General features: G+C 48.5%; 20 protein-coding genes and 3 pseudogenes. 11 read left to right on the plus strand and 12 right to left on the minus strand.

Annotation, left to right across the window (positions count from 1 at the left end; genetic code table 11):
* Positions 1 to 11 precede the first annotated feature (11 nt).
* Positions 12 to 1,682, plus strand: a pseudogene (locus AACU94_RS10475) (potassium/proton antiporter); the annotation flags it as partial.
* On the opposite strand, the gene AACU94_RS24725 reads toward AACU94_RS10475, so the two are convergent.
* From AACU94_RS24725 to dadA, 3 genes are read right to left on the minus strand one after another with little or no spacing between them, the layout of a single operon-like run.
* Positions 1,620 to 1,790, minus strand: a complete 171-nt coding sequence (locus AACU94_RS24725) for a hypothetical protein (protein WP_445298349.1) — start codon at positions 1,788 to 1,790, stop codon at positions 1,620 to 1,622. The pseudogene AACU94_RS10475 and the gene AACU94_RS24725 sit on opposite strands and share 63 nt — an antisense overlap.
* A 14-nt stretch (positions 1,791 to 1,804) precedes the next feature.
* On the minus strand, positions 1,805 to 2,875 hold the full coding sequence (gene dadX / locus AACU94_RS10480) for a catabolic alanine racemase DadX (RefSeq protein WP_135489402.1): 1,071 nt from the start codon (positions 2,873 to 2,875) through the stop codon (positions 1,805 to 1,807).
* Between the two features lie 9 nt (positions 2,876 to 2,884).
* Complete coding sequence (gene dadA, locus AACU94_RS10485) at positions 2,885 to 4,183, minus strand: D-amino acid dehydrogenase (protein ID WP_130205629.1); 1,299 nt, start codon at positions 4,181 to 4,183, stop codon at positions 2,885 to 2,887.
* A gap of 329 nt (positions 4,184 to 4,512) precedes the next feature.
* Between dadA and AACU94_RS10490 the strand changes: the two genes are divergently transcribed.
* Entirely contained in the window at positions 4,513 to 6,045 is a 1,533-nt protein-coding gene (locus AACU94_RS10490) for a SpoVR family protein (protein WP_130205627.1), read from the plus strand.
* Positions 6,046 to 6,096: 51 nt separating this feature from the next.
* Here AACU94_RS10490 and fadR read toward each other — a convergent pair whose 3' ends face one another.
* Positions 6,097 to 6,816 (minus strand): fatty acid metabolism transcriptional regulator FadR, encoded by a 720-nt coding sequence (fadR, locus tag AACU94_RS10495; RefSeq protein WP_130215962.1) that lies wholly within the window; start codon positions 6,814 to 6,816, stop codon positions 6,097 to 6,099.
* Positions 6,817 to 7,037: 221 nt separating this feature from the next.
* Between fadR and nhaB the strand changes: the two genes are divergently transcribed.
* Together nhaB and dsbB are read left to right on the plus strand one after the other, a co-directional pair.
* On the plus strand, positions 7,038 to 8,579 hold the full coding sequence (gene nhaB, locus AACU94_RS10500; protein ID WP_135489403.1) for a Na(+)/H(+) antiporter NhaB: 1,542 nt from the start codon (positions 7,038 to 7,040) through the stop codon (positions 8,577 to 8,579).
* A 145-nt stretch (positions 8,580 to 8,724) separates the two neighbouring features.
* Positions 8,725 to 9,255, plus strand: coding sequence for a disulfide bond formation protein DsbB (dsbB, locus tag AACU94_RS10505; protein WP_130258884.1), 531 nt, complete (start codon positions 8,725 to 8,727; stop codon positions 9,253 to 9,255).
* A gap of 45 nt (positions 9,256 to 9,300) precedes the next feature.
* Here dsbB and umuC read toward each other — a convergent pair whose 3' ends face one another.
* Together umuC and AACU94_RS10515 are read right to left on the minus strand one after the other, a co-directional pair.
* On the minus strand, positions 9,301 to 10,569 hold the full coding sequence (umuC, locus tag AACU94_RS10510) for a DNA polymerase V catalytic protein (protein WP_135489404.1): 1,269 nt from the start codon (positions 10,567 to 10,569) through the stop codon (positions 9,301 to 9,303).
* On the minus strand, positions 10,569 to 10,988 hold the full coding sequence (locus AACU94_RS10515) for a translesion error-prone DNA polymerase V autoproteolytic subunit (protein WP_130205617.1): 420 nt from the start codon (positions 10,986 to 10,988) through the stop codon (positions 10,569 to 10,571). The genes umuC and AACU94_RS10515 overlap by 1 nt, the downstream gene beginning before the upstream one ends.
* Before the next feature lie 864 nt (positions 10,989 to 11,852).
* On the opposite strand from AACU94_RS10515, the gene AACU94_RS10520 reads away from it, so the two are divergent.
* Positions 11,853 to 12,044 (plus strand): hypothetical protein, encoded by a 192-nt coding sequence (locus AACU94_RS10520; RefSeq protein WP_135384655.1) that lies wholly within the window; start codon positions 11,853 to 11,855, stop codon positions 12,042 to 12,044.
* A gap of 670 nt (positions 12,045 to 12,714) precedes the next feature.
* Here the strand turns inward: AACU94_RS10520 and AACU94_RS10525 are convergent.
* From AACU94_RS10525 to AACU94_RS10535, 3 genes are all read right to left on the minus strand, one after another.
* Positions 12,715 to 13,161 carry a YcgN family cysteine cluster protein gene (locus AACU94_RS10525; RefSeq protein WP_205712811.1) on the minus strand — a complete coding sequence of 149 codons (447 nt, stop codon included), beginning with the start codon at positions 13,159 to 13,161 and terminating at the stop codon, positions 12,715 to 12,717.
* Between the two features lie 90 nt (positions 13,162 to 13,251).
* The gene (locus AACU94_RS10530) at positions 13,252 to 13,911 is read right to left on the minus strand and encodes a fumarylacetoacetate hydrolase family protein (protein ID WP_135489405.1); all 660 of its coding nucleotides are present in this window, start codon (positions 13,909 to 13,911) and stop codon (positions 13,252 to 13,254) included.
* A 71-nt stretch (positions 13,912 to 13,982) separates the two neighbouring features.
* Entirely contained in the window at positions 13,983 to 14,276 is a 294-nt protein-coding gene (locus AACU94_RS10535; RefSeq protein ID WP_130205736.1) for a YcgL domain-containing protein, read from the minus strand.
* Positions 14,277 to 14,401: 125 nt separating this feature from the next.
* Here AACU94_RS10535 and minC point away from each other — a divergent pair, with 125 nt between their 5' ends.
* From minC to AACU94_RS10560, 6 genes and pseudogenes are all read left to right on the plus strand, one after another.
* Positions 14,402 to 15,097: a septum site-determining protein MinC gene (gene minC, locus AACU94_RS10540; protein WP_130215951.1), complete on the plus strand. Its 696-nt coding sequence runs from the start codon at positions 14,402 to 14,404 to the stop codon at positions 15,095 to 15,097.
* A 23-nt stretch (positions 15,098 to 15,120) separates the two neighbouring features.
* Positions 15,121 to 15,933 (plus strand): septum site-determining protein MinD, encoded by an 813-nt coding sequence (gene minD, locus AACU94_RS10545; protein ID WP_064528664.1) that lies wholly within the window; start codon positions 15,121 to 15,123, stop codon positions 15,931 to 15,933.
* Positions 15,934 to 15,936: 3 nt separating this feature from the next.
* Positions 15,937 to 16,203, plus strand: coding sequence for a cell division topological specificity factor MinE (gene minE, locus AACU94_RS10550; RefSeq protein ID WP_001185664.1), 267 nt, complete (start codon positions 15,937 to 15,939; stop codon positions 16,201 to 16,203).
* Between the two features lie 320 nt (positions 16,204 to 16,523).
* Positions 16,524 to 16,595, plus strand: a pseudogene (locus AACU94_RS24730) (hypothetical protein); the annotation flags it as partial.
* Between the two features lie 61 nt (positions 16,596 to 16,656).
* Positions 16,657 to 17,001 carry a YMGG-like glycine zipper-containing protein gene (locus tag AACU94_RS10555; RefSeq protein ID WP_064528662.1) on the plus strand — a complete coding sequence of 115 codons (345 nt, stop codon included), beginning with the start codon at positions 16,657 to 16,659 and terminating at the stop codon, positions 16,999 to 17,001.
* A gap of 3 nt (positions 17,002 to 17,004) precedes the next feature.
* On the plus strand, positions 17,005 to 17,340 hold the full coding sequence (locus tag AACU94_RS10560; protein ID WP_074399524.1) for a YmgD family protein: 336 nt from the start codon (positions 17,005 to 17,007) through the stop codon (positions 17,338 to 17,340).
* 57 nt (positions 17,341 to 17,397) lie between these two features.
* Here the strand turns inward: AACU94_RS10560 and AACU94_RS10565 are convergent.
* The 3 genes and pseudogenes from AACU94_RS10565 to AACU94_RS10575 form a co-directional block, all read right to left on the minus strand.
* Positions 17,398 to 17,541, minus strand: a pseudogene (locus AACU94_RS10565) (autotransporter outer membrane beta-barrel domain-containing protein); the annotation flags it as partial.
* A 48-nt stretch (positions 17,542 to 17,589) separates the two neighbouring features.
* Positions 17,590 to 17,808 carry a cell division-associated protein YmgF gene (gene ymgF, locus AACU94_RS10570; protein WP_130215949.1) on the minus strand — a complete coding sequence of 73 codons (219 nt, stop codon included), beginning with the start codon at positions 17,806 to 17,808 and terminating at the stop codon, positions 17,590 to 17,592.
* A 130-nt stretch (positions 17,809 to 17,938) separates the two neighbouring features.
* On the minus strand, positions 17,939 to 19,462 hold the full coding sequence (locus AACU94_RS10575) for a cyclic diguanylate phosphodiesterase (RefSeq protein WP_135489406.1): 1,524 nt from the start codon (positions 19,460 to 19,462) through the stop codon (positions 17,939 to 17,941).
* Positions 19,463 to 19,590 lie beyond the last annotated feature (128 nt).

Raw genomic sequence — 19,590 nt, forward strand, 5'->3', positions numbered from 1 at the left:
GTAACCGACCGTTGGATGCCACAACAATAATTAGCCTTTTCATCTTAGGATCCATCCTTGTCACCAGCAGTATTTTACTTAGTTCATTTTCTTCCCGTCTTGGCATTCCCATTCTGGTTATTTTTCTGGCGATCGGCATGCTGGCGGGGGTTGATGGCGTCGGCGGCATCCCGTTTGATAATTATCCTTTTGCTTACATGGTAAGTAACCTCGCGCTGGCGATTATTTTGCTCGACGGTGGGATGCGTACCCAGGCCAGTTCATTTCGCGTGGCGTTAGGTCCGGCGCTGTCACTGGCGACGGTGGGCGTGCTGATTACTTCTGGTTTAACCGGCATGATGGCGGCGTGGCTGTTTAATCTCAATTTGATTGAAGGCTTATTAATCGGCGCCATTGTCGGTTCCACGGATGCCGCTGCGGTATTTTCTCTGCTTGGCGGCAAGGGGCTTAACGAACGTGTTGGCTCTACGCTGGAAATAGAATCCGGCAGTAATGATCCGATGGCCGTGTTTCTGACCATTACCCTGATTGCGATGATCCAGCATCATGAGAGCAATATTAGCTGGATGTTCATTGTCGATATTCTGCAACAATTTGGTCTGGGCATTGTAATAGGTCTTGGCGGCGGTTATTTACTGCTGCAAATGATCAACCGCATCGCCCTGCCCGCCGGATTATATCCATTGCTGGCATTAAGTGGCGGTATTCTGATTTTCTCATTAACTACTGCACTGGAAGGTAGCGGTATTCTGGCGGTGTATCTGTGCGGTTTTCTGCTGGGTAATCGCCCTATTCGCAACCGCTACGGCATTCTGCAGAATTTCGACGGCCTCGCCTGGCTGGCGCAAATTGCCATGTTCCTGGTGCTTGGGCTGTTGGTTAACCCAAGCGACTTACTGCCTATTGCCATTCCGGCGCTCATTTTGTCCGCATGGATGATTTTCTTCGCTCGTCCCCTTTCGGTATTTGCCGGATTGCTGCCGTTCCGTGGCTTCAATTTGCGCGAGCGCGTATTTATCAGTTGGGTCGGGCTGCGCGGCGCGGTGCCGATTATCCTAGCGGTATTCCCGATGATGGCGGGCCTGGAGAATGCACGGCTGTTCTTTAATGTCGCCTTCTTCGTGGTTCTGGTTTCGCTGTTGTTACAGGGAACATCGCTCTCGTGGGCGGCGAAAAAAGCCAAAGTGGTGGTTCCGCCCGTCGGACGCCCGGTATCACGCGTTGGCCTTGATATTCATCCGGAAAACCCGTGGGAACAGTTTGTTTATCAGTTGAGTGCCGATAAATGGTGCGTGGGCGCGGCGCTGCGCGATCTGCATATGCCAAAAGAGACGCGTATTGCGGCACTGTTTCGTGATAACCAGTTGCTTCATCCCACTGGCAGCACCCGACTGCGTGAAGGCGACGTCTTGTGCGTGATTGGTCGGGAACGCGATCTCCCGGCGCTCGGTAAACTGTTCAGCCAGTCACCGCCAGTCGCGCTGGATCAACGTTTCTTTGGTGACTTCATTCTTGAAGCCAGTGCCAAATATGCCGATGTGGCGCTGATATATGGTCTGGAAGACGGTCGGGAGTATCGCGATAAACAGCAAACGCTGGGGGAAATTGTCCAGCAATTGTTAGGCGCGGCTCCGGTTGTCGGTGATCAGGTGGAGTTTGCCGGGATGATCTGGACGGTGGCCGAGAAAGAAGATAATGAAGTACTGAAGATTGGCGTTCGGGTCGCGGAGGAAGAAGCCGAATCTTAAGTTTGATCCGTCTTGTATCGCCGGATGAGACGCTGGTCTCATCCGGCTACAACAAGTTACACCGTCACAACAGGCACACGTAACGCCAGCGCGCACATCAATTCATAGCCAACAGTTCCGGCAGCGGCGGCGACATCATCAATTTTGATCTCTTTGCCCCACAGCTCAACCGGGGTACCAATACCCGCCTGCGGGCAAGGCGTTAAATCGACCGCCAGCATATCCATCGAGACAGTCCCTACCGTCATGGTGCGTACGCCGTCGACTAAAACAGGGGTACCGGTTGGCGCATGCCGCGGATAACCGTCGGCGTATCCGGCGGCGACAATGCCGATTCGCTGTTCATCACGCGCGGTATAGCGACCGCCATAGCCCACGCGCTCTCCCGCTTTCAGCGTCTGGACACCAATAATCTCGCTACTTAACGTCATTACTGGACGTAATCCGGTATTGGCGATATCGCGCCACTGACCGGACGGTGATGCACCATACAAAACAATTCCCGGACGCACCCAGTCAAAATGCGCTTCCGGATGCCACAGCGTCGCCGCCGAGTTAGACAACGAGCGTCGACACTCCAGCCCTTCCGCCGCCTGGTCAACACGCGCCATCGCCTCGGTAATCCCATCAGGATGTTCGGCCTCGGCAAAATGCGACATCAGGGTCATTTCGCCAACATTCGCCATCGCCCGCAGTTGCTGCCAGACGGTGGACACGCGATCGGGCAGGAAGCCCAGCCGATTCATTCCACTGTTCACTTTAAGATAAATATCCAGGGGTGCTTTTAGTCGCGCGTTTTGCAACGCTTTGAGCTGCCAGTTACTGTGAACGCAGGTAGTCAGGCGATACTGGTCATAAATCTCCAGATCCTGGGCGTGGAAAAAACCTTCCAACATGAGGATCGGCCCTTTCCAGCCGCGCTCACGTAGGGTAATGGCCTCTTCCAGATTAAGTAAGGCAAAGCCATCAGTCGCCCCGAGCGCACTCCAGATACGCTCAATACCGTGCCCATACGCGTTCGCTTTTACCACCGACCAGACGCGCGCGTGCGGTGCGGCCTGGCGGACGATGTTCAGATTCTGTTTTAATGCCTGTAGATCGAGGCTGGCCTGTATCGGTCTGGTCATCTCGATTCCTTAGCTGTGCGCGCCATGTAAATGGCCCGGGCGTGATGGCGTAAATCCACGGCTGTAGCGCGCTACGCTTAAATCCTCATACGGGATAGCGGGCGTGCGCCCCGAGAGCAGATCGCTTAACAACTGGCCGGAACCGCAAGCCATCGTCCAGCCGAGCGTACCGTGACCGGTATTCAGCCACAGATTTTTAAAGCGTGAACGACCAACAATCGGCGTGCCGTCTGGCGTCATCGGGCGCAGCCCCGTCCAGAAAGTCGCCTGCTCGACATGACCGCCGCGCGGATAGAGATCGCGAACGACCATTTCCAGCGTTTCACGACGCGGCTGTAACAGTTCAGTGTTAAAGCCAACAATTTCCGCCATCCCGCCAACGCGGATACGGTTATCGAAACGGGTAATGGCGATTTTGTAGGTTTCATCAAGAATGGTGGATACCGGCGCGCCATCTTCCTGCGCAATTGGAATGGTCAGGGAATACCCCTTCAGCGGATACACCGGAATATCAACAATGCCTTTGAGCATCGCCGTCGAGTAAGAACCAAACGCCATCACATACGCATCGGCCTTAATCACTTCATCACCACACTTCACGCCGTAGATTTGCTCGCCGTCGCAAAGTAGTTGGTCAACGGGTGTATTAAAGCGGAATTTAACCCCAGCCTGCTCCGCCATCCGCGCCAGATTCTGGGTAAAGAGCTGGCAGTCTCCGGTTTCATCATTGGGCAGTTGCAGACCGCCGGTCAGTTTATGCGCCACTTCTGCCAGCGCGGGCTCCACTTCCGCCAGGCGGCTGGATTCCAGTAATTTGTACGGCACACCAGCATCTTCCAGCACGGCGATATCGCGAGTGGCGTTTTCATATTGTTGTTCGGTACGGAACAGTTGCAGCGTCCCACCCTGCCGACCTTCATACTGGATATTTGTCTCTGCGCGTAATGCTTTCAGGCAATCACGGCTGTATTCCGCCAGGCGCACCATCCGCCCTTTATTTTCCATATAGTGGCTGGTGTCGCAGTTACGTAACATTTGCCACATCCATTTCAACTGGAACTGCGTACCGTCGAGACGAACGGCCAGCGGCGCATGGCGCTGAAACATCCATTTAATCGCTTTTAAAGGCACGCCTGGTGCTGCCCACGGCGCGGCATAGCCAGGGGAGATTTGCCCGGCATTCGCTGCGCTGGTTTCAAGAGCCGCCCCCGGTTCCCGATCAATGACGGTGACCTCATGTCCTGCCTGATTCAGATACCAGGCGCTGGCAACGCCTACCACACCACTTCCCAGTATGACAACTCGCATAGCCACTCCGATAACGGTAGATACAGTAAAAGAATAATAATCTAATTACATCTTGATAACTCAGTTGAAAATATTATTCAACATACAGCTTTTTTATGGTGAGCCAGCTCACATCTCCCTGACACAGCGGGAATATACTGTCTTTGGCATCTCCTGCTGAACGTGCTTTTTATCCAGCAGAAAATTCCGTTGAGAAGCTAATTATTGGCACTCCGATAATAAGAAATCGCAAAGAAAAAAATTCTCCGGCGACGCGGTTTTTAACAGGTGTTCTATGCTTGAAATGAGGTGCTCCACACAGAGAGCGCCGACAACAATGAGGTGCGCGTATGGCGACGATCGATTCTATGAATAAGGACACCACACGTTTGAGCGATGGACCCGACTGGACGTTCGACCTGCTGGATGTTTACCTTGCAGAGATAGACCGGGTGGCGAAACTCTATCGGCTGGATACCTACCCGCACCAGATTGAAGTGATAACCTCGGAACAGATGATGGATGCCTACTCCAGCGTCGGCATGCCGATTAACTATCCGCACTGGTCATTCGGTAAAAAGTTTATCGAAACCGAACGTCTGTATAAGCACGGTCAACAAGGGCTGGCCTATGAAATTGTCATTAACTCTAACCCGTGTATCGCTTACCTGATGGAAGAGAACACCATTACCATGCAGGCGCTGGTGATGGCACACGCCTGTTATGGTCACAACTCTTTCTTCAAAAACAATTACCTGTTTCGCAGCTGGACCGACGCCAGTTCGATTGTCGATTATCTGATTTTTGCCCGTAAATATATTACCGAGTGCGAAGAGCGTTATGGCGTTGATGAAGTAGAAAAGCTGCTGGACTCCTGTCATGCCCTAATGAACTACGGCGTGGACCGTTACAAACGTCCGCAAAAAATCTCGCTGCAAGAGGAGAAAGCCCGGCAGAAAAGTCGCGAAGAGTATCTGCAAAGCCAGGTCAATATGCTCTGGAGAACGCTGCCTAAACGCGAGGAAGAGAAAACCGTTGCCGAAGCGCGTCGCTATCCATCCGAACCACAAGAAAACCTGCTCTATTTTATGGAGAAAAATGCGCCGCTGCTGGAATCATGGCAGCGTGAAATTCTGCGTATTGTGCGTAAGGTGAGCCAGTATTTTTATCCGCAAAAACAGACTCAGGTGATGAACGAAGGCTGGGCGACCTTCTGGCACTACACCATCCTTAACCATCTGTACGATGAAGGAAAAGTGACCGAACGCTTTATGCTGGAGTTTTTGCACAGCCACACCAATGTGGTTTTCCAGCCGCCCTATAACAGCCCGTGGTACAGCGGAATAAATCCGTATGCGCTTGGTTTCGCCATGTTCCAGGATATTAAACGGATTTGTCAGTCGCCGACGGAAGAAGACAAATACTGGTTCCCGGATATCGCCGGTTCTGACTGGCTGGAAACATTGCATTTTGCGATGCGTGATTTCAAAGATGAGAGTTTTATCAGCCAGTTCCTGTCACCGAAAGTGATGCGTGATTTTCGCTTCTTCACCGTTCTGGACGACGATCGCCATAATTATCTGGAAATTTCTGCCATTCATAATGAGGAAGGTTATCGGGAGATCCGTAACCGATTATCGTCGCAATATAACTTAAGTAATCTGGAGCCGAATATTCAGATCTGGAACGTGGATTTACGCGGCGACCGTTCACTGACGCTGCGCTACATTCCGCATAACCGCGCTCCGCTGGACCGGGGGCGTAAAGAGGTGCTGAAGCATGTGCATCGCCTGTGGGGATTTGATGTGATGCTCGAACAGCAAAACGAAGACGGCAGCGTCGAGTTGCTGGAACGTTGCCCGCCGAGAATGGGAAATCTGTAAAAACAACAAAAAACCCCTCGTTTGAGGGGTTTGCTTTTTAAACGGAAGGGATTATCGCCCCTGAATGGCTAAATCACCCGGCAGATTTTTCTGCATCCGGTGCCATATCTCGCCACTCTCATGCCCATAGCGGCGCACTGTTTCGTAAACCTGATCATGCGCGCCTTCAGTGCACAATGCCGATAGCTTGTGATAGAAGCCCAGTGCCAGACTGCGCGCCTCCGGATTAGCGAAATAGTGACGACCAATTCGCGTATACAGCCCTTTCATCCCGTTGAGGATCAGACCGTAAATTGGGTTACCGGAAGCAAACGCCAGACCGCGGAAAATGTTGTAATCCAGGTCAGCAAAGGCGTCGGCGTGATCGGCCACTTCATTGGCGGTTGCCAGCACTTCTTGCGCTTTATCAGGATGCTGACGAAATGCGGTGCGAATAAAAATTGTCGAAATATTGGTACGCACTGACAGCAAATTATCAATAAGCTGCGGCACACTTTCGTGATCCAGTCGCGCCAGCGTCTCAAGAATATTCAACCCGGAGGTTTCCCAGAAATTATTCACCTTCGTCGGTTTGCCGTGTTGAATAGTCAGCCAGCCGTCTCGCGCCAGGCGCTGCAACACTTCGCGTAACGTAGTACGCGTTACGCCAATTAATTCTGAAAGTTCACGTTCTGCGGGCAAAATAGTCCCGGGAGGGAAGCGGTTATTCCAGATACTTTCAATAATGTACTCTTCCGCGAAACCCGCCGGGCTTTGCGCCTTAATGACCATAGTGAGATTTCCATAACACAGCAAAACAAAGTTGCACTCATCATACCAGAGGGCTAATCACGCTGATAGCAGACAAAAAGAAGAAAAAAGGGATCAAGGCTTCATTTTCTGCATCTCTTTCTCCTTGATCATCAATACTTGCCTCACTCCTGCACGACCGTTAAGCTTTGCGCTTAAACATAAAAACATCATTGATTATTACTAAGGTAAGGGAAACCATCATGGAAATCTCCTGGGGCCGCGCGTTATGGCGCAATTTTTTAGGCCAGTCACCCGACTGGTACAAACTTGCCCTCATCATTTTTTTAATTATTAATCCGCTAATTTTTCTCATCAGTCCTTTTGTTGCTGGCTGGCTGCTGGTAGCGGAATTTATTTTCACGCTGGCAATGGCCCTGAAATGCTACCCGCTGCTCCCCGGCGGTCTATTGGCTATCGAAGCCGTCTTCATCGGCATGACCAGCGCGAAACATGTCCGTGAAGAAGTGGCGGCAAACCTTGAAGTCTTGCTGTTACTGATGTTTATGGTGGCGGGCATCTATTTTATGAAACAGCTGTTGCTGTTCATTTTTACTCGCTTGCTGTTAAGCATTCGCTCCAAAATGCTGCTATCGCTCTCTTTTTGCATTGCGGCAGCGTTTCTCTCCGCGTTCCTCGATGCTTTAACCGTCGTGGCGGTGGTGATCAGTGTTGCAGTAGGCTTTTATGGCATTTATCACCGCGTAGCCTCTTCCCGTACCGAAGATACCGACCTGCAAGACGATAGTCATATCGACCAGCATTACAAAGTTGTTCTGGAGCAGTTCCGTGCTTTTCTACGTAGCCTGATGATGCACGCGGGCGTCGGTACCGCATTAGGTGGCGTAATGACCATGGTGGGTGAGCCGCAAAACCTGATTATCGCCAAAGCCGCTGGCTGGCATTTTGGCGATTTCTTCCTGCGCATGTCACCAGTGACCGTTCCGGTTCTGGTTTGCGGTCTGTTAACCTGCCTGTTGGTGGAGAAGCTGCGTTGGTTTGGCTACGGTGAAACGCTGCCGGAGAAAGTCCGCGAAGTGCTGCAACAGTTTGACGATCAAAGCCGCCACCAGCGTACCCGTCAGGATAAAATTCGTCTGATTGTCCAGGCGATTATCGGCGTCTGGCTGGTGACTGCGCTGGCGTTGCATCTGGCGGAAGTTGGCTTGATTGGTTTGTCGGTCATTATTCTGGCGACATCATTGACCGGTGTCACCGATGAACATGCCATCGGCAAAGCCTTCACCGAATCTCTGCCATTCACCGCACTGTTGACCGTCTTTTTCTCGGTAGTTGCAGTCATTATCGACCAGCAGCTGTTCTCCCCGATTATCCAGTTTGTGCTGCAGGCATCGGAACATGCACAGCTTTCGCTGTTCTATATTTTCAACGGTCTGCTGTCATCCATTTCGGATAACGTCTTCGTGGGGACGATTTATATCAACGAAGCGAAAGCGGCAATGGAGAGTGGCGCGATTACGTTGAAGCAATACGAACTTCTGGCAGTTGCCATTAATACCGGGACCAACCTGCCCTCCGTCGCCACGCCGAACGGCCAGGCTGCATTCTTGTTCCTGCTGACTTCCGCGCTCGCGCCATTGATTCGCCTCTCTTATGGCCGCATGGTGTGGATGGCCCTGCCTTATACCCTCGTACTGACTCTCGTCGGACTGCTCTGCGTCGAGTTTACGCTTGCCCCTGTAACCGAATGGTTTATGCAAATGGGCTGGATAGCAGCGCTTTGATAACAACTAACCGGGCATATTGATGCCCGGTTTGCCTTTTCGCCCGATAATTGTTCGATTACGATCGATTTTTGATTCCCCCTGGTGGCGCAGCGAATGAATTGGTTTAAACTGCGCATTCTATGCATATTGCAGGGATATTATTATGTTGCGATTTTTGAACCAATGTTCACAGGGTCGGGGGGCGTGGCTGTTGATGGCGTTTACCGCTCTGGCACTGGAACTGACGGCGCTGTGGTTCCAGCATGTGATGTTACTTAAACCTTGCGTGCTCTGTATTTATGAACGCTGTGCGTTATTCGGCGTTCTGGGTGCCGCGCTGATTGGCGCTATTGCTCCGAAAACTCCGCTGCGTTATGTGGCGATGATTATTTGGTTATACAGTGCGTTCCGCGGTGTGCAGTTAACTTACGAACACACTATGCTTCAACTCTATCCGTCACCGTTTGCGACCTGTGATTTTATGGTTCGCTTCCCGGACTGGCTGCCGCTGGATAAATGGGTGCCACAAGTGTTTGTCGCCTCTGGCGATTGTGCCGAGCGTCAGTGGGATTTTTTAGGTCTGGAAATGCCACAGTGGTTGCTCGGTATTTTTATCGCTTACCTGATTGTCGCGGTGCTGGTGGTGATTTCCCAGCCGTTTAAAGCGAAAAAACGTGATCTGTTTGGTCGCTAATCTATTCGGCGCTCCTGCGGGAGCGTCTTTTTCCTGCCGCTATGTTTATTTGACCCGCAGTAAATCAGAACTTCGTGTTGTATAACGTGGTGAAAGCATGGCTCGCTTCATCTGCCATTGTTGCTGGATCCCCTGCCCTGCAAAATAGAGTGTTCCCCTGCCATCCTTAGCATTCAGCATATCCATTACCGCCATCAATTGTTCACTACCGGGACGCGGTGCGTTGTTATCGAACAAATTGAGTTGTGCCACTCCCTGACTAAAGAAATCACCCAGCATCACGCCCGCTTTTTGGTAGCGATGGCCCGCTTGCCAGATGGCGTCCAGAGATCGCGTAGCCGCGTTAATAATGTCTCTGCTGTCCTGGGTAGGCGTCAACAGTTTTACCGACGCGCTATTGCCGTAATAGGATTCATTGAGCGCAAATGGCGACGTTTTAATAAACGTGGAGATAAACCGACAATATTGATGCTCACTGCGGAGTTTTTCTGCCGCCCGGGCAGCGTAACTACAAATGGCCTGCCGCATCGATTCATAATCCGTGATACGTTCGCCAAACGAGCGGGAACAGATAATTTCCTGCTTCGTCGGTGCAAACTCTTCCAGCTGCAAACAGGGTTCGCCGCGCAGTTCACGCACCGTTCTTTCGAGTACGACATTAAAGTGTTTACGAATAAACCGGATATCTGTATCCGCCAAATCCAGAACGGTTTTGATCCCCATCGCGTCCAGTTTTTTGCTGATCCGCCGTCCAATTCCCCAGACCTCATCTACGGGTAAAGCGGCCATTAATTTACGCTGGCGTTCCAGATTGGATAAATCCACCACCCCACCGGTCTGCCGCTGCCATTTTTTTGCCGCATGATTGGCAAGTTTTGCCAGCGTTTTGGTCTGAGCGATACCCACCCCCACGGTGAGATGCGTGCGTTGCAATACCGTTGCGCGAATTTCTCTGCCAAAGTCAGTGAGATCGCGGCAGTTACGTACCCCCGTCAAATCGCAGAACGCTTCATCAATACTGTAAATCTCCACGCGAGGAGATAGCTCTTCCAGCGTCGACATCACCCGATTGCTCATGTCTGCGTAAAGCTCATAATTGCTGCTAAAGCAGACAACGCCACAGCGACGAAACAGATCTTTTTGTTTGAACCAGGGATCGCCCATTTTAACGCCCAGCGCCTTTGCCTCAGCGTTTCGGGCAATAACGCAACCGTCATTATTCGATAGCACAACCACCGGTTTACCCCATAAGTCAGGGCGAAACACCGCTTCACAACTGGCATAAAACGAGTTCACATCGCAAAGGGCAAACATCAGCGCATCGCCTTTATTACATGGACAACTACGCCAAAGACATCCAGCGTATCCTCGCTGCCGAGGGTAATCGGCGAGTACGCGCTATTCATGGGAATAAGCTGTACCGTCGGGCGCAACTGCAATTTTTTCACCGTAAACTCGCCATCGACAGCAGCGATGACGATATCACCGTGGCTGGCGGTAATAGCGCTATCGACAATCAATAAATCACCGTCACTAATCCCACCGTCAATCATGGAGTCTCCGCTCGCTTTGACGAAGTAAGTCGCGCTGGGATGCTGAATAAGCAATTGATTCAGATCGATACGCTGTTCAACGTAATCCGCTGCCGGTGAAGGAAAGCCACACTGAACAAGATCGCTAAATAGCGGAAAAGTCACAATTTCGCGGAGATCCGCAGGCTTGATAAACAACATAATAATCTGCCTGAAGTTATACTGTTTTTATATACAGTAGTCTGTTCTTGCCAGCAGATCAATACTGATTCAGACTATCAATATCTGTCGCTGCGTAGGCTGATCCTTAAGGATTGCCGCCCCACTGTTAACCGTCTGAACGCGGTATGGATATGTCGGTAAGCATTACCTAAAAATACGGTTAATTTTATAGTTTAAACCTTTTTTAGTTATTAGTAAGATACCTGTGCTTCCAAAAAAGCTGGGAAATTCAACGACTCTTGGAAATTTTTGGACCTTGTCCCGCGGCTACAATCCGACAGCCGCGTTTCTTTTTACTATCTAACCCACCGTAAACCTACGGACCTTGCTCTACGGCTCATCCTGTACCCGTGTGATCCTGGCCACGTAATGAATGGATAGCAGTGACTTATCCGGTTACGACATCAACCAGTTCTTTGGTTTCATCACTTTGGACTCTGCCCACCACAATAAATCTGAGAAGATGGGCAACGAGAGCAATAACACAGACCATAAATAAGCCTCAAAAAAAAATAATAAAAGAAGCCATTTGTTTTATTAACAACGGGGATTTAATGATCAATAGAATTACAGGTGTTTTAGTTAATGGGATATCTTCGATATTAAAATGATATAAAGAGTAGTTATTGTTTTCCTGACACATTGTTCCCGGTGGCGGCCTTCAAGATGGTCATTGATAATGATCAAGTCAATAATACCTTCCGATATTTATATTTTTATCGTGAAGCGTTTTTAATATAGCGCTAAAGTTTATCGTTCAACTAAAGACACGTTACCGTGGATTAACAGTATGAACGGAGTTTTTTCAGCACGGCGTGATATTAATCACGCCAGAGTTGGATAATGAAAAGCAATATGACAGACAAAAAGTTAATGCAGGACTTTTCCATGAGTGGAGGGCGTTGCGTAACGTTGGATATTTATGCTCAGGAAGATGGGTGTGTTTATTATGTTGAAAATCATGGGGAAGATCAGGATCTTGCTGTGGTTTATCCTGCTCAGGCAGTAGCATTCTACGGCGAATCCATCGCCTGATGGCGCTTCTTTGTCCACTGTCATTTGCATGATTGTAGAGTAAACATAGACTGGAATTGAACAGTCTCACGTAATCAGAATCACCCATATAGCGGATGATTCTCAGTTTCAACCGCCAGTGCATAGCGCTAAATAAAACTAACAACATAAAAGGACTTTATGAATTTTTTTTTGCATATTCTACAAGCATATTCACGAGTATTTTTATATCAACTACCTGTAGATCGGATATATAACGACGTCGTTTGATGTCCGAATTTACCGCCTTTCGCTTTATACCCATCAGAACACCTGAGTAGAATAAGCATGCATGTTCAGGCGGTCTAATGAATGTGTCCATTGGTTACGGCATTTGAATTATTGTCATACCGTAGATTATCTTTTTTCGTGTGCTACGATTTACTTAGAAACAGCGATGACGCTCTCACTTTTTAGCTCGAAAATTTTTTGCAGGATTCAGGATTAATACTTCAGCCCATCAGTACAAAATATTTCATACTTCCAATATACCGCCAGCCCTAACTTCATCGCGGCACTCTGGCGACACGTCTGGAAAATCGGGGGCATTTCTTTCCGGGTAGCAAATCGCTAATACACTGTGCGCCAGACCTTGTTATTGATGACCAGAAAACCGCAAGGACCATTTTCGCTGCGGCTTGACTGATGCGGATTATTGCGCCCAGTCAGGTTTATTTAAGATATGGTCCTGCCAGTCAATCACTTCCGACTCTTTCACCGCGATATGGCGCACTGAAATGCGTTCGCCATGCATGGCTGCTTTTGAACCGGTAAGTAACGGATGCCACGCAGGTAAATCTTTACCCTCCGCCAACAAGCGATAAGCACAAGTCATCGGTAGCCATTCGAACGTGGGCAGATTTTCACGGGTTAATTTAATGCAGTCGGGTTCAAACTCGAAGCGGCGTTCGTAGTTCCGACATTGACAGGTTTTAATATTGAGCTGACGGCAGGCGACGTTAGTGAAGTAGATTTCGTCGGTGTCTTCATCCATCAGTTTATGCAGGCAGCACTGACCACAACCATCACACAACGACTCCCATTCTGCATCGCTCATTTCGTCCAGGGTTTTACTTTGCCAGAAAGGTATATCGCTCATCAGGTGTTCCACCATTACGTTAAAACGCACCTTATAACCAGTCTGGCACGGCGATGCAAGCTTTGCCGCCCCTTTCAGGCGGCAAAAGTATTACAAAACGCGAGTTGTCAAAGAATGACCGTCGAAAGTAACCGTCAATTCATCGCCACTGTGCAGCGGACCAACACCATCAGGCGTGCCTGTCAGCACAACGTCACCGGCCTTAAGGGTAAAAAACTTGCTCATATAAGCAATCAGTGGAACGATTTTGTGGATCATGTCCGCAGTCGTACCTTGTTGGCGTTGTTCGCCGTTTACACTTAGACCCAGCGACGTATTTTGTGGATCACCGCTGAACTCTGCTGCAGGAATAAACCCGGAAAGTGGGCACGAGTTATCAAACCCTTTGGCCTTTTCCCACGGCTGTCCGGCTTTCTTCATTTTTCCCTGAACATCACGTAATGTCAGATCGAGCGCCACACCGTAACCTGCAATAGCTTTGCGCACATGCTCTTCCGTGGCCTGACGTAGCGTCGCGCCAATCAACACCGCCAGTTCAACTTCATGATGAACCGAGCCGAAATTAGAGGGGATAGCCAGGGGCTGGCGCAGATCACACAGTGCCGTTTCAGGTTTAATAAACAACACGGGCTCTTCGGGCACTTCACTCCCCATCTCTTTAATATGTTTGGCATAGTTACTGCCAACACAGACGACCTTACTCACCGGATAATCCAGCAGCGCACCTTGCCAGTTGTGATGTTGATACATAACGTTCCTCTCACTTCATCGTGGTTCTTAAAACCCGCTCCAACGAATATGATGCCACCGCCGGATATCGGTTATTTGTCAGTACTGTCTGTATTTTTCGCCATCACAGAAAGATGTTGTTTAAGCAAATCTTCAGGTGGTGGTGGTAACTGGAGATAATAACCTTGCTCGGCTAATGCCTGTTTAACTTTCTCAATATCGGCATTTACCAGTTTTTTCCGCCCATCCAATGGCAGAATCATCGCGAGTTGAGGTTGGCCAAACCCTTTCATCAGCTCCTCTGGAACACGCGAAAAATCGTCTTTTTTTTCGACATATAAATAGGTCTGGTCACGTTTGCTACTTCGATAGATCACACAAAACATAATTTTACTCTGAATAAATGTGGGGGTGACTTGCCTCAATATAATCCAGACTATAACATGCCTGATAGTCTTCGTAATATCATCGCTCGCTGATGATGATAATTAGCTAATTGAGTAAGGCCAGGATGTCAAACACGCCAATCGAGCTTAAAGGTAGCAACTTCACCTTATCAGTGGTTCATCTGCATGAGGCAGAGCCTAAGATTATTCATCAAGCGCTGGAAGACAAAATCGCTCAGGCCCCCGCATTTTTAAAGCATGCCCCCGTCGTACTCAATGTCAGTGGCCTCGAAGAACGGGTCAACTGGTCAGCAATGCACAAAGCTATCTCAGCAACTGGCTTGCGGATAATTGGCGTCAGCGGTTGTAAAAATGCGAAACTGAAAGCTGAAATAGAAAAGATGGGGCTACCAATCCTGACTGAAGGAAAGGAAAAAGCGCCACGTTCAGCTCCCGTTCCCCAGGCACCAGCGCAAAATACGATCCCGGACACAAAAACACGTTTAATAGATACGCCTGTACGTTCCGGTCAGCGCATTTATGCTCCACAATGTGATTTGATTGTTACAAGTAATGTAAGTGCAGGAGCAGAATTGATCGCGGATGGTAACATTCATGTCTATGGCATGATGCGCGGTCGTGCGCTGGCCGGGGCAAGTGGTGACCGGGAAGCGCAAATATTTTGTACTAACCTGATGGCCGAACTAGTATCTATTGCTGGTGAATACTGGCTGAGTGATAAAATCCCAGTAGAATTTTATGGCAAAGCGGCTCGGCTGCAATTAGTCGAAAACGCTTTGACCGTTCAATCGTTAAATTGATCCCTTTTTAACAAGGAATTTTTATGGCACGCATTATTGTTGTTACTTCGGGAAAAGGGGGCGTTGGAAAGACCACCTCCAGCGCGGCCATCGCCACTGGTTTGGCCCAGAAGGGAAAGAAAACTGTCGTGATCGATTTTGATATCGGCTTGCGTAACCTCGACCTGATTATGGGTTGTGAGCGTCGGGTCGTGTACGATTTCGTCAACGTCATTCAGGGCGATGCAACGCTAAATCAGGCGCTAATTAAGGATAAGCGTACTGATAACCTCTACATTCTCCCGGCATCGCAAACTCGCGATAAAGATGCCCTCACCCGCGAAGGGGTGGCCAAAGTTCTTGATGACCTAAAAGCGATGGACTTTGAGTTTATCGTTTGTGACTCACCGGCGGGTATTGAAACCGGTGCATTAATGGCTCTTTATTTCGCTGATGAAGCCATTATTACCACGAACCCGGAAGTCTCATCAGTTCGTGACTCTGACCGTATTTTAGGTATTCTGGCGTCGAAATCACGTCGCGCAGAAAACGGCGAAGAACCCATTAAAGAGCACCTGTTGTTAACGCGCTATAACCCTGGTCGCGTGCACAGAGGAGACATGCTGAGTATGGAAGACGTGCTGGAAATCCTGCGCATCAAACTCGTCGGTGTGATCCCAGAGGATCAATCCGTATTGCGCGCCTCTAACCAGGGTGAACCGGTCATTCTCGACATCAATGCCGATGCGGGTAAAGCCTACGCAGATACCGTAGAACGCCTGTTGGGTGAAGAACGCCCTTTCCGCTTCATTGAAGAAGAGAAGAAAGGCTTCCTCAAACGCTTGTTCGGAGGATAAGTTATGGCATTACTCGATTTCTTTCTCTCACGGAAGAAAAACACGGCCAACATTGCAAAAGAACGGCTGCAGATTATTGTTGCTGAACGTCGTCGCAGCGATGCAGAACCACACTATCTGCCGCAGTTGCGTAAAGATATTCTTGATGTCATTTGTAAATACGTACAAATTGATCCCGAGATGGTAACCGTACAACTCGAGCAAAAGGATGGCGATATTTCCATTCTTGAGCTTAACGTGACCTTACCAGAAGCAGAAGAGCTGAAATAAGCTGTATTAGCTCAAACCTGATCTGACAGTTACCGGTTGTTTATACTGGTATCTGTCAGATTGCATTTGGTCTAAATTTTGTTCTCCCCTTCTATTGTCAGCTCAAATCGCCGCTAATTCACACTATTGCCACCAGAGCGAAATTACTTATCTTGCCTTTTTTGATAAATGTTTTTTACATTTAAATCACACAACAATATTGATATTTCAGATCGTCTAACCTTTACAATACCATGTTAACACCTGATGACATTTCTTGAAAAAAATATTTCAAATCAATGAGTTAATCCTTATTTAAGATTATTCCCATTCAAGCATAAAACACAATTACTATTATACCATTCGCGCTCATTTTGAATTATCTGAATAATAGCGAGCGTTCTTTAGTTAAGTGAACATTAATTAAAGACGAAATTATTGTGTGTGCAACTTACTTAATACCGGACATCTAAGTTGAAGAAAAAAATACTCGCCTTCGGGCTTATCTCAGCATTGTTCTGCTCCGCACCAGCAATGGCGGATATGAATCGCACCACGAAAGGTGCGCTGTTAGGTGCAGGCGTAGGTTTACTGACTGGCAATGGCGTTAATGGCGTGCTGAAAGGCGCTGCTGTGGGCGCTGGTGTTGGTGCAGTCACTGAAAAAGGTCGTGACGGCAAAAATGCCCGCAAAGGTGCGAAAGTGGGTGCTGCCGTTGGTGCAGTCACTGGCGTGTTGACCGGCAATGGTCTGGAAGGCGCGATTAAAGGTGCTGTAATTGGCGGCACAGGTGGTGCCATTCTGGGTAAAATGAAATAAGGAATGATGATGAAAAAATTTGCATTACTGGCTGGTCTGTTTGTTTTCGCACCAATGAGCTGGGCGCAGGACTACAATATTAAGAACGGTTTGCCGGCAGAAACCTATATTACTTGTGCTGAAGCTAACGAAATGGCAAAAACTGACAGCGCACAGGTTGCAGAAATTGTGGCTGTAATGGGTAACGCCAGCGTTACGAGCCGTGATTTAAAAATCGAGCAATCTCCGGAACTCAGTGCCAAAGTGGTAGAAAAACTGAACCAGGTTTGTGCTAAAGATCCGCAAATGCTGTTAATTACCGCCATTGATGACACCATGCGTGCCATTGGCAAAAAATAATCATTAATGCAGTACCGCGCCGATTGATTCGGCGCGTTTTTTTAGCAGGCGAAGGAATCAGAACTTATATTTAAATCCCACCATCACTGCGGTGTCATTGTAGCCATTATCACCGAGTTGAACGCCAACATTTCCCCAGACGCTGGCCGCTGAATTCAGATTGCCATTTACGCCAGGTTTAATTTCCCCCTGATTACGCGCACTGCCAGCAACTCATTTAGCCGTTTTCTGACAGTGATAACAGAAGGATTAAGGCTGATCCCTATGGCTAACGAGTTTTCCTCTTAACCGATTAACCACATTGATCGCCAACCAAACCAACGCATTTAGCAAATTTATAGTAACAAGCACTTCTCCCAACCAGGTGCTGGGTTTGGCAAAAAGGATAACCAGGAAAGTGATTAGCATAAATGCAATGGAGAAAATGATATATAAAGTAAAATAATCCAGATTATTACTCTTGTTCATGCTACTGATGGTAATCCTGTCAAAAATTTCAGACAATTATAGCAAACAAAATAATGAACAATAGTAACAAGACGAAACGAGCTAATTAGCTGTCTATAATTACGTCACCTCACGCTCAAGCGATCATTTTTCACTCAACCACCACTTTCACCTTCGGTTTTGAGAGAATAATTTTGACCAGCTCAATATATGTCACCGGTTTATAGAAATAGTATCCCTGTTGGAACGTGATGTTGTTTTGGTTCAGGTAATCGAGCTGCTCCTTCGTCTCAACACCTTCAGCGACAATACTGATAGAAAGTTTGCGCGCCAGATCCAGCACGCAGTCCAGGATCCGGGTGGAATCTGGATCTGCGTTGACCCGCCCGACGAAGCTGTGATCAATCTTGATATAATCAATATGTAGATCATGGAGATAAGAAAGCCCCGAGTATCCAGTACCAAAATCATCCAGTGCGATGACAAAACCATTTTCATGCAAAATGTTTAGTCGCTGGACCAGACTTTCATCAACATGCAAAGGCTCACGCTCAGTGACTTCAAGCACGAGATTCAAATCACGGCGCGTGAAGCTGCCCTTGTATTTCAGGCATTCTTCAACAAATGTCGGCGAAATAATATGCGAGGCGCTGAAATTTATCCCAACGTGAAAACCTTCTGGCAGTTTACTTTCGATCGCATTCATTTGTTTGGCGACCTGGCTCATCAAACTTTGGGTGAGCGGAACTATCAACCCTGATTTTTCAGCAAGAGGAATGAAAGCCGCAGGAGAGATATATCCTCCCCGAGGGTGTTTCCAGCGGGCAAGGACTTCCACACCGCGTAACGTCCCTTCCCGCCCATTTACCACTGGTTGATAAAAAGGCACAATTTCACCGTTATGTATTGCCCGCCGCAGGATCTCTTCCGGTGTCGCGCTTTTGTTGAAATATTTATCAAGCAGGAAGGCAACGGCGCAGGAAATTAACAAAATGAATATCAAAATCCCCAGACCTTTATCGATAAGTCTGCTAAAGCTAAATAGAGACGGCTGGTTATAAATAATACTGAAATGATATTTTGTGGAACTGACTCGCCCAGAAAAATGATTTTTACCATTGAGAGCTGTCACATCTCCCGACGGGCCAATAATGCTACCGCCAACGAGTAAAGTATATTTCGCCCCCTTCAACGGCACATTGAGCGCGCCACGAATATGTTGATCGCTAATAGTCACCAAAACTCGGGTATCAGCGAACTGAATCTGATAAAGCAAAATGGGCATTTTATTAACAGTATCGATTGCCGGAGCTAGCAGTAAATTGCTTTCAGGAATCACGGGTATACGTGATAGCAGTACGCGGTTCCCCGGCAGTGAAGTACACCAGACCGCATCTTGTTTGAGAATGATGATCGTACGCAGATGTGGCTTGAGCGCTGCCTCTGTACCTAGTTGATATTGTTCATCCAGATCACACCCTTTTCTGGCTATTTCCTGTGCCGTTTGAGTCGCCTGTGACGCTTCCTCAAGTATATAATTGATATTGTTTGCGGCATATCTCGCCCCTGCCAGGCTCTCCGCTTTTGCGGAATACCAGAGCTGGATGTTCAAAATAGAGACGCCGGTAATAAACAGGCAAACCGCAGCGAGGATAGGGATAAGTGTATTGCGCATCTGCGTGTCCCTGACAACAGGTTAATAGAGGGGGTTGACATTCATTCGCTCAATCTGGCGTCTACAGAGAGCATGGTCGAGAGAATCAGAAATATCCACGCATCAGATGAAATTTTGCCCAACATGCC

It is taken from the genome of Escherichia sp. E4702 (assembly GCF_963883545.1).
GTDB lineage: Bacteria > Pseudomonadota > Gammaproteobacteria > Enterobacterales > Enterobacteriaceae > Escherichia.

Coding starts and splice junctions, on each gene's coding strand:
- AACU94_RS24725 (WP_445298349.1), bottom strand. CDS start 1,790: ATGAGACCAGCGTCTCATCCGGCGATACAAGACGGATCAAACTTAAGA.
- dadX (WP_135489402.1), bottom strand. CDS start 2,875: ATGACCAGACCGATACAGGCCAGCCTCGATCTACAGGCATTAAAACAG.
- dadA (WP_130205629.1), bottom strand. CDS start 4,183: ATGCGAGTTGTCATACTGGGAAGTGGTGTGGTAGGCGTTGCCAGCGCC.
- AACU94_RS10490 (WP_130205627.1), top strand. CDS start 4,513: ATGGCGACGATCGATTCTATGAATAAGGACACCACACGTTTGAGCGAT.
- fadR (WP_130215962.1), bottom strand. CDS start 6,816: ATGGTCATTAAGGCGCAAAGCCCGGCGGGTTTCGCGGAAGAGTACATT.
- nhaB (WP_135489403.1), top strand. CDS start 7,038: ATGGAAATCTCCTGGGGCCGCGCGTTATGGCGCAATTTTTTAGGCCAG.
- dsbB (WP_130258884.1), top strand. CDS start 8,725: ATGTTGCGATTTTTGAACCAATGTTCACAGGGTCGGGGGGCGTGGCTG.
- umuC (WP_135489404.1), bottom strand. CDS start 10,569: ATGTTTGCCCTTTGCGATGTGAACTCGTTTTATGCCAGTTGTGAAGCG.
- AACU94_RS10515 (WP_130205617.1), bottom strand. CDS start 10,988: ATGTTGTTTATCAAGCCTGCGGATCTCCGCGAAATTGTGACTTTTCCG.
- AACU94_RS10520 (WP_135384655.1), top strand. CDS start 11,853: ATGAAAAGCAATATGACAGACAAAAAGTTAATGCAGGACTTTTCCATG.
- AACU94_RS10525 (WP_205712811.1), bottom strand. CDS start 13,161: ATGAGCGATATACCTTTCTGGCAAAGTAAAACCCTGGACGAAATGAGC.
- AACU94_RS10530 (WP_135489405.1), bottom strand. CDS start 13,911: ATGTATCAACATCACAACTGGCAAGGTGCGCTGCTGGATTATCCGGTG.
- AACU94_RS10535 (WP_130205736.1), bottom strand. CDS start 14,276: ATGTTTTGTGTGATCTATCGAAGTAGCAAACGTGACCAGACCTATTTA.
- minC (WP_130215951.1), top strand. CDS start 14,402: ATGTCAAACACGCCAATCGAGCTTAAAGGTAGCAACTTCACCTTATCA.
- minD (WP_064528664.1), top strand. CDS start 15,121: ATGGCACGCATTATTGTTGTTACTTCGGGAAAAGGGGGCGTTGGAAAG.
- minE (WP_001185664.1), top strand. CDS start 15,937: ATGGCATTACTCGATTTCTTTCTCTCACGGAAGAAAAACACGGCCAAC.
- AACU94_RS10560 (WP_074399524.1), top strand. CDS start 17,005: ATGATGATGAAAAAATTTGCATTACTGGCTGGTCTGTTTGTTTTCGCA.
- ymgF (WP_130215949.1), bottom strand. CDS start 17,808: ATGAACAAGAGTAATAATCTGGATTATTTTACTTTATATATCATTTTC.
- AACU94_RS10575 (WP_135489406.1), bottom strand. CDS start 19,462: ATGCGCAATACACTTATCCCTATCCTCGCTGCGGTTTGCCTGTTTATT.